Annotated in this window: 9 protein-coding genes; 3 read left to right on the top strand and 6 right to left on the bottom strand. The window is 42.4% G+C overall.

The annotated features are described in order from the left end of the window. Positions 1-20 precede the first annotated feature (20 nt). Positions 21-950 (bottom strand): glycosyltransferase, encoded by a 930-nt coding sequence (locus CDC37_RS07705; protein WP_231943295.1) that lies wholly within the window; start codon positions 948-950, stop codon positions 21-23. Beyond that, entirely contained in the window at positions 902-1798 is an 897-nt protein-coding gene (locus CDC37_RS07700; protein WP_096621229.1) for a sugar transferase, read from the bottom strand. Before CDC37_RS07700 ends, CDC37_RS07705 begins: the two co-directional genes overlap by 49 nt. A 1074-nt stretch (positions 1799-2872) precedes the next feature. On the opposite strand from CDC37_RS07700, the gene CDC37_RS07685 reads away from it, so the two are divergent. Continuing rightward, positions 2873-5083: a GumC family protein gene (locus CDC37_RS07685; RefSeq protein WP_231943294.1), complete on the top strand. Its 2211-nt coding sequence runs from the start codon at positions 2873-2875 to the stop codon at positions 5081-5083. A gap of 133 nt (positions 5084-5216) precedes the next feature. Here CDC37_RS07685 and psbD read toward each other — a convergent pair whose 3' ends face one another. Next, a complete protein-coding gene (gene psbD, locus CDC37_RS07680; protein ID WP_096620129.1) occupies positions 5217-6275 on the bottom strand; it encodes a photosystem II D2 protein (photosystem q(a) protein) in 1059 nt (352 codons plus the stop codon). A gap of 535 nt (positions 6276-6810) precedes the next feature. On the opposite strand from psbD, the gene CDC37_RS07675 reads away from it, so the two are divergent. After that, positions 6811-7083, top strand: a complete 273-nt coding sequence (locus CDC37_RS07675; protein ID WP_096621226.1) for a hypothetical protein — start codon at positions 6811-6813, stop codon at positions 7081-7083. Positions 7084-7636: 553 nt separating this feature from the next. Further along, positions 7637-8305, top strand: a complete 669-nt coding sequence (locus tag CDC37_RS07670; protein WP_096621225.1) for an energy-coupling factor ABC transporter ATP-binding protein — start codon at positions 7637-7639, stop codon at positions 8303-8305. A 237-nt stretch (positions 8306-8542) separates the two neighbouring features. On the opposite strand, the gene CDC37_RS07665 is transcribed toward CDC37_RS07670, so the two are convergent. From CDC37_RS07665 to CDC37_RS07655, 3 genes are all read right to left on the bottom strand, one after another. Next, on the bottom strand, positions 8543-11209 hold the full coding sequence (locus tag CDC37_RS07665; RefSeq protein ID WP_096621224.1) for a hybrid sensor histidine kinase/response regulator: 2667 nt from the start codon (positions 11207-11209) through the stop codon (positions 8543-8545). A gap of 341 nt (positions 11210-11550) precedes the next feature. Then, positions 11551-14751 carry a GAF domain-containing protein gene (locus CDC37_RS07660; protein ID WP_096621223.1) on the bottom strand — a complete coding sequence of 1067 codons (3201 nt, stop codon included), beginning with the start codon at positions 14749-14751 and terminating at the stop codon, positions 11551-11553. 282 nt (positions 14752-15033) lie between these two features. After that, a complete protein-coding gene (locus tag CDC37_RS07655; RefSeq protein WP_096621222.1) occupies positions 15034-15435 on the bottom strand; it encodes a response regulator in 402 nt (133 codons plus the stop codon). Positions 15436-15498: the final 63 nt, after the last annotated feature.

Genomic DNA, 15498 nt, shown 5'->3' with positions numbered 1-15498 from the left:
CAAGTCCACCGTTGCACAAATTAGGGAAAACCCAAATTTAGATATTGTTCATCAGGTGGCGACCCGAAAATAACTAATTCTGTCTCCAGAACGATGGTAAACTTCTGGAACTCTTGTATTGCTGCCATTAAATATTCCCGACCTTTGCGCCAATAACTCAAACTATTGGCAGCAAACAGGATTAAACGTTTGTCTGGAGGGAGATTCTGCCAACTGCGTCCGTAATGGCGCTCGCCGGGTTTGTACCGGGAGATATCAATGCCATTGGCAATGACCTCCAACCGGGAATGGCGGAGTAGGGAACTTTGGCGCACACACTCACCTAACCAGCGACTCAGAGTCACCACGGTCAAATTCAATCCTTGCCAAGCCTTGCGTTTACATTGCCATACCCAACGGGTAATATCATTATCCCTCTGACTATGTAACTGGGGACAAGCACCACAGGATTGGGTATAGCGATCGCATTCTTGGGTATAGTAGCATCCTCCGGTGAAAGCCCACATGTCGTGTAGGGTTAACACAATCGGTCGCTTCAACTTGGTCAAGGTTTCAATCCGCACAAATCCGCAAATCCAATGGAAATTCACAATATCCGGTGCTAACTCCTCCACCCGTGCTGCAACCGTTTCTGGAAACCATTGCAAAGCAAAATTACCCCCTCCCCGACCCCGATACCTTACCAACGGTAAATTATCCAATGTGGGTCTACCCCGATTCAACCACTCCTGGGGTTTATTTTTTGCACCTAATACCCTGCGATCGCTAATTGTTTTATACTGCACCAGTAGCTGAGAGTTAATCTGTAAACCTCTGAAACCCTGATGAAGACGCAAGACTGCTCTTGCAGCTCCCCCATCCCGGTCAAATGTAATGATTAATAAGGGTTTGAACCTATGGACTACCTCCAACCCATGACTAACTTGGCTAACATTTGCATCTCTTTCCATAGACTCCAAGTTTTTAAATACTCCAATTCCCAATTGCTGATGCGTGTGCAATCTTGTAAATCACCAGATTCCGGAATAGGAAATATTCCTGGTGCAATATTTAAGTACCTGCGCTGTTGGTTTGACATTGCCAACACATCCATGATTGATCGAGGACAAATCCCCAATAAACCCATTTCCCCCCGCAACACATTAAGCAGCAAAGGTAATCTTACCATTGCCGAGTTTTGCAGCCATCGTTGGAAAACTGTGAAAAAACTCCCAACTCCCACCGCTTCACTGGTAACTTGACAATTAAACTGGAAACTCAAAAATAGCTTCCCACCCTCCCCCACACACCACTGACGACGCAGAATTGGCCGATGACCAAAACAACACCACAGGAATCCAATGGTCAACCACAACGGAGTTGTCAGCAACAATAAACCCAAGCTAATCCACCAATCACAACACCGTTTGACTAACCACTGACGGGGATAACGGTATGGAGGTGACTGACGAGTACGTTCAAACACCAGAAATGTCTTTTTGCCATATCTTCTGGCTGATTCAGCCCATATTTCCAGGTATGTCACATCTATCCTCGGGTCGAGATATACACGACTAGCTGGACAAACTTGTAACCATTCACTGATAAAATGGCGATCGCGTCCCGACAACAAATGCATTTTCCAAGGATTGTTGGTATTTTGCACCATTAGGTTTCCCTGTTTAAATTTAATTTTAAAGCCGGAGGTGGGTGCAGATTGGTTTGGGTGCGGTTTTTCCCTGGGTGGATGGGAATTAGGATAGACGAGTTTTTCCTGAATCGTGAAGCGATTCTCGATTGATTCTGTCACATCAGCCATAATTTCACAGAATATTGAATTCACCGTAACTGCTGTTCTGTCTAGAATTTACTCAAACCTCATCCTTCACCTGTGGAAATTTTGGGTGATGTCAAGATAAATCTATATGAGATTCAAGTCGGGAAAACACACAGAAAAGCTGAAAAATAGCCGGAAATCAAATTTAGAGGGAAGCGAAAAGACACAATATATATTAGTTTTTATCCCTGCAGAACAAAATCCTTAAATATTGGTAATCTGTATTCTACCGATAAATCGACTTAAAATCCGTATTTGTGCGGTCAGATTTACAAAAATTTTAAAGAGACTATATAAATTTTTGCCAGTAATTACATGTTGTTTTTGCAAAGAAAGTTTAAAAACAGACATAAATTTATCCACTAAAAATATGTCAGAAAAATGATAAAACCCATTTGTACCAGGAGTCATAACTTTGAAAAAATGGAATTGGGAATACGTTGCAGATGCAACTTATCAAACCTATTTACGTCATTGCAATCTACAATCATGTCAATCGATTTCTCTATTGACACCAGAACTGTCGGCAAATAGTAACAAAATACACTGATTTCTGCATTTTCCACCAATCCCAAAAACTCTCTTCTGAGTTGGGAGTAGGGAGTCGTGAATGGTGAGTAAGGGAAAGACTACTTTCATCTCTAAGAAAACTAGTGCATTGTATTTATGTACCTCTACCCAACCCACAAAATTCTGCGTAAACCAGAATGCATGAAGTAGATTTTTCCTACTCCCCACTCCCTGTACAGACGACTCGACGGGTCGTCTGTACTTCCCACTCACCCTATTTTCAAATCAAGAAATAGGCGATAACAAATCTTTTGAATCATCAATCAAGAATCCTGTTAAACTTCAATAAATCTGGTCATATTTTAGTAGTTAGGAAAAGAAGCTTAAGGTTTGCCCAGAAATGATTAAAATCGTCCATAATGGCAACCAGTTCATTTAGCTCACTGTCAATTTTTCCTGATGTTCTCGATGGAATAATAGGAAAAAATTGCTACCAATATAACATTGAGTAAAAAGGTTTGTTCAGTATTTAAGGGGAATCAAATAGTGGCTGAAACAGGTCTAGAACAAGGTCAACTGGTCACTATCGCACCACGTAGCGCGGTGGATATGAAACAATTATCATCGATAATTAGCCGTCATCGTGGCATTGTCATTGCTGTCGCTTGTGGAGTGATGACAGTAGCTGGTATTTTGACAATTACCGCCAAACCAAAATACCAAAGTTCCATGCAAATCCTGGTCAGTTCTAATTTATACGAAGGAACTCAAAGAAGCAATATTCAAGGAAACACCGACAAGGATTTCACTGACCCAAATTTTCAAGTGGTTGATTATACTGCTCAACAGCAATTAATGCTGAGTTCTAAGTTAATTGAACAAGCAGTTAAAGCTTTAAAACCAAAATATCAAGATATTACCGTTGAAGATATCAAAGGGAAGAAAAATCGTCCAGGACCCCTAAAAGTTCTCCGGGTGGAAGGTGGTAGCGGTGTCAATCGAACTCCCAGTCAAGTATTTGAAATCAGTTTCCAAGATAAAAATCCCGAAAAAACTCGCCATGTTTTAGAAGCGCTGCAAAAAGTCTATCAAGAATACAACATTGAACAGCAGAAAATCCGACTTTCTCGAGGTCTAGGGTTTGTCAACGAACGCTTACCTGAAGCTAAAGCCAAAGTAATTGCAGCTGAACGCGCTCTAGAAACCTTTCGTCGTCGTCACAACCTCCTGGACCCGGAGGTGCAATCGAAAATTCACCTGGAGACCCTAGCTGCAACCCAGAAACAACTGCAAACTACCCGCGCTCAACTTCAGGATGTGCAGGCAAGGTATACAAACTTACAGCAAAAATTGGCTGCTTCTCCCCGTAATGCTCTGGTTTCTTCCCGATTGAGTCAATCGAATCGGTATCAAACTCTACTGAACGAAATTCAAAAAACTGAATTAGCCCTAGCTCAGGAACGGATTCGCTACACCGACGATTCACCACTTGTGCAAAAATTGTTGGAACAAAGACAAAACCTGATGGGATTACTGCGTCAAGAAGTCGGGCGATCGCTGGGAGATAAAACAGATATTGATACCAATGAAGCCCTACGTATAGCCCGTTCCGTCACTCCATCATTCGGTGGGGAGCGACTCCTGACCCAGGGACAAATGGCTGGGGTGGATTTAAGTCTGGTGGAAGAACTGATCCAGGTACAGACGACAGCTTTGGGTTTATATGCTAACGAAAAGAGCTTGGCGGAGTCAGAAAAGCGCCTTCAGGAGGAATTGAGTCGTTACCCGGCATTAATTGCAGAATATAACCGTTTGTTACCGGAAGTGGAAACCAATCGCAGAACCCTAGAACAGCTATTACAAGCCCAACAATCTCTGGGTTTAAAAATAGCCCAAGGAGGTTACGATTGGCAAATTATCGAAGCTCCCCAACGGGGTATTTATATTGGCAGTGGAAGGACTTTACGGTTAGCAGGGGGTTTAATTGCAGCACCGATTTGTGGAGCGATCGCGGCTTTAATTTGGGAATTATTCAGCGACACCGTTCATTCACCAACGGAGATGGCAAAGCTGACCAAGGTACGTTTACTGGGTAAAGTGCCGAAATTAAAGTTTTTGCGTCCGCGTCCCCAAAAGCACTCCCTTCTACCTTTTGTCGGTCAAAACAGAGGTCAGACGATGGTATTAGATACACCAGCCCAAACCATGGCCATGTTACCATCCCATGAGAGCCTGGATTTAGTCTATCAAAATATCCAAATTTTCACCGCACCCTTGAGTTATAAATCTTTGCTGATTACTTCCCCACAACCCGGTGAAGGCAAATCAACCATCACCCTGGGATTAGCCATGAGTGCAGCAAGGATGCACAAACGGGTGTTAGTCATGGATGCTAACCTACGTCATCCCCACCTGCATCAACTTTTAGAGCTAAACAATGATTGGGGATTATCTTTGTTACTTGTGGATGAAACCACAAATACGTATAAAAACTATCTACAACCGATTCATCCTTCTATTGATATCCTCACCTCTGGACCAGTCGCTGAAGACCCAGTGCAACTTTTAAGCTCTCAACGCCTGCGTGATTTTGTGGAGCAAATGCATAGCAATTATGATTTAATTTTGATTGATGCACCAGACCTATTTGCCTCTGTTGATGCTCGTCTGTTAGCGACCATTACCACAGGGATAATTTTGGTGACGCGGATGGGACAAATTCAGCGATCGCATTTACAAAAAACCAGTGAGGTCTGAGAAAATCTCAACCTAGTCGGAGCGATCGCGAATTATCCGAATACAACCAAGATTAAGGATCTAAGCTAAGAAAAAACCCCGTTCCCTAGGGAACGAGGTCAAAATGTCAGTGATGAAAATTTGAAACTGTAACCTACAGTGCGTTACCGCGAGGTAGTACCTCTTCGGGGAATACAAATTTTTCGTGAGGCTGGTCTTGAGGAGCCATCCAAGCGCGGATACCCTCATTCAGCAGGATGTTTTTCGTGTAGAAGGTTTCAAATTCCGGGTCTTCTGCGGCCCGTAATTCCTGGGATACGAAGTCGTAAGCCCGCAGGTTCAATGCTAAACCCACGATTCCGACTGCGCTCATCCACAAACCGGTTACTGGCACAAACAACATAAAGAAGTGTAACCAGCGTTTGTTACTGAAGGCAATCCCAAAGATTTGCGACCAGAAACGGTTCGCTGTCACCATTGAGTAGGTTTCTTCCGATTGGGTCGGGTTGAAGGCACGGAAAGTGTTTGCTGCTTCTCCGTCTTCAAACAGGGTGTTTTCCACTGTTGCACCGTGAATCGCACACAACAGCGCTCCTCCCAATACCCCTGCGACTCCCATCATGTGGAAGGGGTTGAGTGTCCAGTTGTGGAACCCTTGCAGGAATAACAAGAAGCGGAAAATTGCTGCTACTCCGAAGCTGGGGGCAAAGAACCAGGAGGATTGTCCCAAGGGGTACATCAAAAACACGCTGACGAATACCGCAATCGGAGCCGAAAAGGCGATGGCGTTGTAGGGACGGATACCCACCAAACGGGCGATTTCAAACTGACGTAGCATGAAACCGATTAATCCGAAGGCTCCGTGGAGGGCTACAAATGTCCATAATCCACCTAATTGTACCCAGCGAGTAAAGTCTCCTTGGGCTTCTGGTCCCCAGAGGAACAACAGGGAGTGTCCCATGCTGTCTGCGGGGGTGGATACGGCTACTGTGAGGAAGTTACATCCTTCCAGATAGGATGATGCCAAGCCGTGGGTGTACCAACTGGTGGCGAAGGTGGTTCCGGTTAGCCAACCGCCCAGTGCTAGGTAGGCGCAGGGGAAAAGTAGGATTCCTGACCAACCTACAAACACGAAGCGATCGCGCTTTAACCAGTCGTCGAGTACGTCAAACCACCCACGTTGACTGGGGGCGCGTCCTACTGCGATGGTCATGTGAGTAAATCTCCAATTTTCTTATAATTACTGGATGTGTCTACTTCTGGCGAAAAAAATAATATCCAAAAAGCAGATCACTAACTGGGTTGTCAAATCCAGTTTACAATTTTTTACCGACTCTAATAATTCTAGAGGGAAATTACTATTTTTTCCAGGGGGTTTTTAATCTAACTTGCTATTTGAGGTGATAATTTCGACTTTTTCCCGAAGCAACAAGCGCCCAAATAGTTGTATAATCAGCGTTTCAGGTATTTATGAGAAATATGAGAAATTTGATTCTATCTGCGGATAGAATTTTTTTAGTCAAGAATGTGTATGGGGGTGAAAATGGTTAAACCATCTGTATATGCTGTTTTCCCAGGCCAATTGCTACACTAATCCCAGGAAAACCCGTCGGGTCGTCTACGATAATTGTTAAATTTCCCCTCTCCTATCTCCTTCAATCCAAAATCCAAAATCTAAAATCCCAAATTTTCATAACACGGACGCTACAATAATTGCTACAGTTAAGTTTTTAATTCAAGCCAGCTAAATGTATACGATTGATTTGACGGTTCGTAATACCCCTTTCCCAGTTTCGATTCAGCGCAAAACCGCAGAGGATGCGGATGCAGTGTATCAATTGGTGATGACAGCCATGCGTTCTGGTTCGCCTGATATTATCGAACTCAAGTGTGAGGGTAAAATTGAGAAGAAAATCGCTGTTAGGGCTAGCGAAATCTCTGGGGTGATTGTTTCCCAGAAAGAAGGTGTATCGGGAACTGGTACTAGGCAGCCTGGCTTTTTTGTGTTAAACGAGAGCTAAATTTTCCGGCGGAGGGGGAGTAATCGATTATACTTGTATGAACTGGTGGGTCGTTTCTTCCCCTGGTAAAAGATAATTCGTAATTCATAATTCTTAATAGCCTACGGTAATAAACCTCTGCCTATGTAGGGCTTGCTGAAAAATAGTAAAGACGCGATATATCGCGTCTCTATATTTCACCGATATATTGCGTCTCTATATTTCACAAGGAATTGACGGGATTTTAGTCGCAAAAAGAGCAAACAAATTATATCGATTCTCTTTTACTTTGAAATAAATGAAACTAGAATAATCAATGGTTGTAGCCCCTGATATGTGGCGAGTATTAGGGTAAAGGATATTAGGTATGCAAGGCTTAAAAACCTGGCATTTTTAATTTTTTGGGTTTTGTGAAAAGTGGAATCCGTAGGGTTAAAACTATTCCAGTGCAGACGCGACATGTCGCGTCTCTCCCTGTTCTCTACCCTCACGAAAAGACTTTTACAGCAGACCCTACGTAATTAAAAATGGTTTCGTAGATTCCATCTGTTGCCTAATTTTAGGAATTGGTTTAATGACTGAATTTGGGATTAGGGTTGAAAATTTAAACTTTAAATGGGCTTCGGGAGAACCTGTTATCAAGGATTGTTCTCTGCAAGTTCCCAAGGGTGAATTTTGGATGTTGTTGGGGACAAATGGTAGTGGTAAATCGACCCTATTACGACTGATTGCTGGTTTATTAACACCGGAGTCAGGGGAAATTTATGTTCCCCCCAGTATTGGTTTCGTGTTTCAAAATCCCGACCACCAGTTAGTTATGCCAACGGTTGGTGCTGATGTTGCTTTTGGTTTAGTTGCTGAAAAATTGCCTATCAAAGCAGTTCGCGATCGCGTTGAAGCTTCTTTACGAGCAGTCAATCTCCAACACCTGATTCAACGTCCCATCTATGCTCTCAGTGGGGGACAAAAACAACGAGTGGCGATCGCTGGGGCTTTGGCAAGAAATTGTGAAGTTTTGTTACTGGATGAACCCACGGCTTTACTCGATCCAGATAGTCAACTTGATTTGGTTGCTTCTGTCCGCAATCTCGTCAAAAGTCGAGGAATTACGGCTTTGTGGGTGACACACCGTTTGGACGAGTTAAATTACGGCGATGGCGCGTTTTTACTGGAAAAAGGCTGTCTGATTGACACTGGTGACCCCCAACTGATGAAAGCAAAAATGATGGATTTGGAAAATTAGGTGGGGAGTTGGGAATAGGGAGTGGGGAGTAAGGGAAGAAGGAGTTCTTCTTGAATAAGAATGTACTACATCTTGAAGTGCAGAATATGGGTATCAAAATTTGAGTGAAATGGTATGAGTATTTTAGTATTATTAATCACTCCCCTTTCTTCCCTTTTGCCTCTTCTCCTGTATTCTGTCTGTTGTTTTCTTCCAATCGAAAATCTAAAATCCAAAATCTAAAATCCAATAATTTTCCTACTTTCTGGCTTCCATCAATGCGGAAATCATTTGTAATAATTCATGCTCATTGCAGGGTTTTTTGAGATAGGCTTTTGCTCCTAGATGAAAGGCTTTTTCTCGATATTTTTCGCAGTTATGGGAACTTAATATCATGACGGGAATTGCGGCTGTTTCCGGCTTTAATTGTAATTTTTCTAACAACCCATAGCCATTCAGTTGGGGCATGTCAATGTCGCTGATGATGGCGGTGATGTGGGGATGGTTTTGCAATTGCTTGAGTGCTTCGAGTCCGTTTTCGGCTTCGAGGATGGAATAGCCTTGTTGTTGCAGACGATGGGCTACAATGCGACGAACATTGACCGAATCGTCCACCAGAAGAATTGTGGGTTTGCTGAATTGGGGAATGGATGGTTGGTGGGAGGGGGAAGATGTTTGGCTGGCGATGGTGTATAGTAATTCTGGTAAGTTGAGTAGGGGGACAACCCGTCCATCTCGGAGGATAGTGGCGTTACTAAAGCCTGGAGGGAGGGGAATATTACCTTCAACGGGACGGAGGATTACTTCTTGTTCTTGCCAATAGCGTTCGACTTGGATGGCGATGAGTTGACGAGGGGTTTGGGGGGATTGCTCAGAAATATGGTTTGACTCAACAATTAAAATTGTTGGTGTATTAATGGTGGGGTTATTGGGACTAGGGTTTTGTGGTCGTGGTGTCTGATATTGCCAACAATTGGCTAGGCGAATTAAAGGTAAAATCGTGTTTTCGTATTTGTAATAATCTTTGCTGCTGATTTTGTATACTTGACTGGGTGAGTAGGAAAGGACTGCTTGGACACTATGTTTGGGAATTGCCACTAAAGTGCGATCGCTCTCGATTAGTAATACCCTCATCAAGGATGTTTGTAGGGGTAGGCTCAAAGTAAAAGTGGTTCCCTGTCCTAATTTGGTATTGACTGTAACTTCCCCTTGGATTTGTTTGAGGTGATTACGGACAACATCCATCCCCACACCCCGACCGGATAGTTCGGTGACGGTTTCGCTGGTACTAAAACCGGGTTCAAAAATCAGGGATAAAATATCGGCTTCGCTAGCTTGTTGCAGCAGGATTGGGTCAAGTCCCATTTTGATGGCGCGATCGCGTATACGTTGGAGGTCGATTCCGTTACCGTCGTCGGTGATGGTAATCACGGTATGGTTCGGGGATTGGTGGGCTGTAATTTTAATCACTCCTTGGGGTGGTTTGCCGGTGGCTATCCGTTGGGAGGGTGGTTCAATTCCGTGGTCAAAGGCGTTACGAAAGAGGTGGGTGAGGGGTTCCTTGAGTGCATCGAGAATTGCTTTTTCGACGAGGATATCTCCTCCTTGGATTATCAGTTTTACATCTTTGCCGTAGGTATGGCAAAGTTCGGTCAAAGCGCGGGGAAATCGCTGGAATAAATCCGACAGAGGACGTAGGGAAACTTGATGAATGTGTGTTTGCAGGTTGTGAGCTGTTTTATCTAGGTTGCGTTCTAGGTCGAGTGCATCACTTAAACGTGTTTCCATATCGATGGCGATTTCTTTGAGTTTGGTAATTGCGGTGGTGGTGTTGGGGAGGGGATTAGCTAGGGGTTGGGAGTTGGTCAGTTTTTGCCAAGTGCGTTGGGTTTGTTGGTGAGCAATGTCTATTTGCCGAATCACATGGTGTAAGTTGCGGGTGAGTGTGTGTATGGAGTGTAGTTCGGATTGCAGTCGATGTTGATTAATGGTCAATTCCCGCGATAGTTCGGTGATGGTTTCGATTTGTTGCGGGGAAATTCCTAGAGATGGGTCTGGGTGAATTTGATTGCTGGTAGAGACGCGACATGTCGCGTCTTTAGGGCGACATGTCGCGTCTCTACGGGTGGTGGGGGTTATTTTTTCCGGTGGTGTTGATAGGTCTAATGTGGTGGGGATAGCATCGTATTGATTGGCAAGAATTGATTGCTGACATTTGCGCCATAGCTGCAAGGCTGCTTGAGCAATATTTTTGACTTCCTGTTCCTGGGTGGCTGAGTCTAGGTGTTGCATGACCGCTTCACAAGCAAGGACAAAGGCTTGGATTTCAAACATTTGTCCAAGACCATCAAATTCCACGGTCATATTCATTAATTCCGTGTTTAATTGTGGGGAATTTGTGGTAATCAAGTCACTCAAACGTTGCAAACTCATCTCAATTTGAGTCGAAAACATAAGAGCGATCGCTTCATGATTATCGGTTTCGGTGGCCAGAATTGTGGTCATATCTTCGGTTACGGGTTCACCGAAGTGGTCAGATAGTTGGCTAAATATTGGTTGAAATTGCTCGGCAATAATTTCGGCAGTTAAACTTAAATTATCTGCATAGGCTGCAACCAATTGCCGTAAACAATCAACCCCATTTAAGCACAGTTCAATCAAGTGATTATCAATTGCAATTTGTTTCCGTTCTACCTTTAAAACCTTGAGATAATCCTCCCAGCGATGGGCTAAATCACTGAGGACATGTAATCCCATAATCGCGGACCCACCTTTAATGGAGTGGGCTGCCCGCATCACATGATTAATTTTATCTAGGTCTAGATGGGGATTAATTTTTAATTGCTGGAAAAAGTTTTCTAACTGTTGAATATTTTCACTAACTTCTAGCAAAAATTGTTGTTTTAATTCCTGTTCTTTATTCATTTTTTTGTTGTCAATTTGGAGTATTTTGAGGAAATGATAACAATAGAGATAATAATCTGAGATTAATTTAGAGGATATTTTCCAAGTCGATTTTAAGACTTAAGCTATTGTTTCTGAGGAGTGGGAAGAGATGGGTAAATCGGGAGTAATTGATAACGATAAATATATCCCTTAAGTCTATTTCCTACTTCAAGAAGTGGTTAATAAAGTATTTATTAATACTTGACAAACATCCTCTGAAAAAACTGCAAATGAGTCAGAAAATTTATTTTATGTGTATCTTAATATCTTTTACCATCTTACTCCCGACTCCCGATTCCCCACTCCCCATAATTAAAGAATTAATCCACTTGAAAATTGCAAATATTATGTTGTAATTCTTCCGAAAGTTGCACAGTTTGTTCCAGCGCATCAGCAATTTCCTGTGCAGTTGTGCTGGTATTTCCAGAAACTTCTACCATACTATGAATTTTTTGACTGACTTGATGGGAGTATTGCTCCGTCTCCACTATTGATGTGGCAATAGATTGCATCAATTCGTCAACTTGCTGACAAATCTGAACGATTTGCTGAAGATTTGTTTGGCTAATCTCGATATTTTTACTACTTTGATTGACCTGATTAATTCCTGACTCCATCATCTCCTTCAGTAGGCTACTATCCTGATGCATATTTTGGACAATCGTATCTATTTCATGGGTGACATAGGTGCAACGGTTAGCGAGGTTGGCAATTTCTTGGAGTAAAATTGTGAAATTAGCTGGGTTATTTTCTCCGCTACGATTTACCTCTATTCCGGTGTTAATTGCTAATAAATTTGTTTGCATGGCACTTTGATTAATTCCGTTGATTAGACGCTGGATTTGTTGGACGGATTCACTTAAATTTTCTGTTTGATGACGGTTTTGCTCCAGTTCCTCCCCTAAATTCCCAATATCCGCGATCGCCTGTTGCAGTTTGCCATCATTTTCCCTAGCTATTTGCATTATTGCCGAGGTAATTTGCGCCATACCCGCAATTGTTTCCGAGGTCGTTTTCACCTTTGCTCGCATTGCAGTGATGGTTTCTAAAATTTTCCGGGTATCCTTTGCTTGCTCACAGGCTCCTAATGCTACATTTTTAATGGCGATCGCGTTATCGTTAATGGCCTGATTTACCTGGGTGGCGGTATTTTTGACGTTAATCACCAAAATACGCAAGCTCTCAATAATGGCGTTAAAAAAGTCGGCAATCGTCCCAATCTCACCCACTCCAACCTCTGCACGTACTGTTAAATCTCCCGCGATCGCTTTTTCAATGGAGTCTATTAAGGTCAAAATCTCGGTTTGCATTCGCTCTGTTTCTTCGCTGCGCTGTTGAGCGATGCTTTCGGCGATATCCCGCGCCGTCATGGTATTCTGAAGTAGGTTAGCCCGCTCTAAAGCCAACCCCACCATACGGGCAAACTGTTCAAATAGGTCAATTTCCCCAATTTGCCAAATTCTCCCTTGACTGCATTGATGGGCTATTAATAATCCTAATAATTCGTCTCCCACGATAATTGGTGCAACTAAATTCGCCTTCACTGCAAAGGTCTCTAATTGCTGGATATAACACTGACTCAAACCCGCATCATAAATATCATTAATCGCTACCACCCGTCCACGTCGATATTTCTCCACATACTCTTCTAAACAGGTGTCTGTAAGTTTAAAACCCATTGCACAGGGAAAACCCGCAACCACGGACTCGGCTAAAAATTTTCCGCGATAGCTTGGATCAAATTGGTAAATCACCACCCGATCTACCTGCAAAGCTTGACGGATATCCTGCACCGCTAAACTATAAATATCATCACTTTGCCAAGAACTAGATAGATGTACCGCCAAATTCTTTAAAGCTTGGGTCGCAGTTTGAGAATCAATCCGTTCTAAGGCTACTCCCAATTGCGCTGCGGATTGACGAATAAAATCAATTTCCTGACTTGACCAATCCCGTTGTCTTGTACACATATCCACGGCGATCGCCACGGGAACTACCCCCAAGGCTGAAATCCGATAACGATTCCGTTTCCCATCTGTAGACTGTTTATCTTCCACAATCGGGGTAACTACCCGTGATTTTACCTGCATTTTTTGTAACTGCTGTCGCAAATCGTTGGAGTAACCAGCTAAATTCACATCCCCCACCGCCAATACCCGTGTATTATCCATAATGTCCTGGGACACGGGAAACTGTTGCAAACTCTTAACCCCCGACACCACTGATTCCGCGATCGCGGTATAACTACCATCGGGATTGCAAGCATAAATTGTCACCCGCTCTACCCCTAAAGCAGTCATCATTTCCTGGGTAATTGTTTTAAATAATTCTTCCCTGGTCGCAGTTTGCTGAATTGTTAGTAATGCTTGACTAAATTGCTTTAATTGCTCGGTTTCCTGACTCCGTTCTCTGATTAATCGCTGTAATTGAGCAGCCATTTCATTAATATTTGCACCTAACGAGGTCAGTTCATCTCCACCAGCTAATGGCATTCGTGTGTCTAAATTACCTTGTGCTAAACTGGTAACTGCTATATTTGCGGTTATTAAACGTGACGATAATCTTCTGGCGAGAATTACAGCAATAATGACCGCCAGCAATATGGTTAAAATGGAACTAATGAATAAATTCCTCAGCAGATTGCGTGAAACTGCAAATGCAGTATTTGGATCTTGACTCAGCACCAATCTCCAACCTAAATCTGCTGAAGTTACCGTTGGTACAACCGTCACTAAGGCTTGTTTCTGATTACCTACTATTGGCAAAGTTTCTGTAATCATCTGGGGGGAGTTGTTCAATCTATCCCACTCAGCAAATATCTCCCCAATTGGCTTCCCTTGTTGATTGCTGTCATTAGTCAGAAATACTAATCCCGATTGGTCTAACAAGTAGTATTTTCTACTATCTAAATACTGACTTAGCCGTTTTTGACCTATTCCTGACAGTAATTTTTGGCTGGAAATCTCTCCCCTAATCACCCTAATTACTTCTCCTGTCACCCGGTCTTTAACGGGTACATTGAGATAAATTCGCGAGTTTTGACGATTATTATCCAATACTGGTTGACTAATGGTAAAACTACCAGATTGACGGATTTTTGGCAAATAATCGGCATTTTTGGCTGGAGTCGTTGCTTGGGATGAGGTTTTTAACTTGACATTCCCCTGCAAATCCAACACAACTAAGCTATTGTAAAATTTTTCCTTTTCTAACCAGTTTTTTAAGCGTAATTCCTTTTCTTCCTGAGTTAGTTTATTATTATCATTGTTCAGAAAATCCTGATTTGCTAACAATTCCAATTCTAGCTGTCGATTTAACAAAAATTGATTAATACCGCTTGCTAAACCCTCAGCTTGTAACTGCTTATTTAAAGTAATGTCCCGTCGAATAAATTGGTTCATCATCCCATAGGTATTAGCTCCAATAATCACAACCGGAATCACACTAAAAATCACACTATAAATAGCTGCCTTCTTTTTTAATCCTAAGCCTAACGGAGAGCGGCTAAATGTTGTTTGCATTGTTGACTTATCTTCCCTTTCATTACTTTCATCACAAATTCTATGTAATTATCAACAGTCAATATCTGGATTTCGCGAAATTTTGATTTTCCTGATACCCCTACTCCAAGTTTTGAGAATGTATGAAAAATGCTGAATTCGAGTTTCATCTTTATTGATTGTCGATTTATCCTAAATCTCCTTCCCGTGCTGATGTATTTTTCCTTTGATTTGTTGATAGTTGGCCTTTAGGCATTCATCATCTCAACAACAAACTCAGTTTCTCAAGGTTGAAAATATAATTCAAATAGGGCTAATTTTGGCAACTAAATTAGTAATGATTTGAACCAAGGTATCACGAGTATAGGGTTTAGTTATATAAGCATCTGCACCCTGTCGCATTCCCCACAAACGGTCAATTTCGAGATTTTTGGAACTACAAATAATAATTACTGATTGTTTAGTAGTTGGGTGACGTTTTAATAATCGACACAGTTCAAAACCACTCATTCCCGGCATCACCACATCTGTCACAATTGCGTCTGGCTTTTGGGTCAAAGCAATTTCTAAAGCTACTGAAGCACTGGATGCAGTGATTACTTCATATCCTTCATTTGCCAAATAATGTCGCATTAATTCCAACTCACTAGGTGAATCATCAACTAATAATAATTTCGCCAAGTTGTTAATCGGTTTTTTATGCATATTTTACAAATAATTTTGGTAGTGAGTGAAAAAAAATGAGGATTCGTTTTTCAGGTTATTTGG

This window comes from Calothrix sp. NIES-3974, assembly GCF_002368395.1.
In the GTDB taxonomy this organism is placed as follows: domain Bacteria; phylum Cyanobacteriota; class Cyanobacteriia; order Cyanobacteriales; family Nostocaceae; genus NIES-3974.
This window is presented reverse-complemented; position numbering and strand designations above follow the sequence as displayed.

What these genes read in the sequence shown, in the direction of transcription:
- CDC37_RS07705 (WP_231943295.1), bottom strand. Translation starts at nt 950, where the DNA reads ATGGAAAGAGATGCAAATGTTAGCCAAGTTAGTCATGGGTTGGAGGTA.
- CDC37_RS07700 (WP_096621229.1), bottom strand. Translation starts at nt 1,798, where the DNA reads ATGGCTGATGTGACAGAATCAATCGAGAATCGCTTCACGATTCAGGAA.
- psbD (WP_096620129.1), bottom strand. Translation starts at nt 6,275, where the DNA reads ATGACCATCGCAGTAGGACGCGCCCCCAGTCAACGTGGGTGGTTTGAC.
- CDC37_RS07675 (WP_096621226.1), top strand. Translation starts at nt 6,811, where the DNA reads ATGTATACGATTGATTTGACGGTTCGTAATACCCCTTTCCCAGTTTCG.
- CDC37_RS07670 (WP_096621225.1), top strand. Translation starts at nt 7,637, where the DNA reads ATGACTGAATTTGGGATTAGGGTTGAAAATTTAAACTTTAAATGGGCT.
- CDC37_RS07665 (WP_096621224.1), bottom strand. Translation starts at nt 11,209, where the DNA reads ATGAATAAAGAACAGGAATTAAAACAACAATTTTTGCTAGAAGTTAGT.
- CDC37_RS07660 (WP_096621223.1), bottom strand. Translation starts at nt 14,751, where the DNA reads ATGCAAACAACATTTAGCCGCTCTCCGTTAGGCTTAGGATTAAAAAAG.
- CDC37_RS07655 (WP_096621222.1), bottom strand. Translation starts at nt 15,435, where the DNA reads ATGCATAAAAAACCGATTAACAACTTGGCGAAATTATTATTAGTTGAT.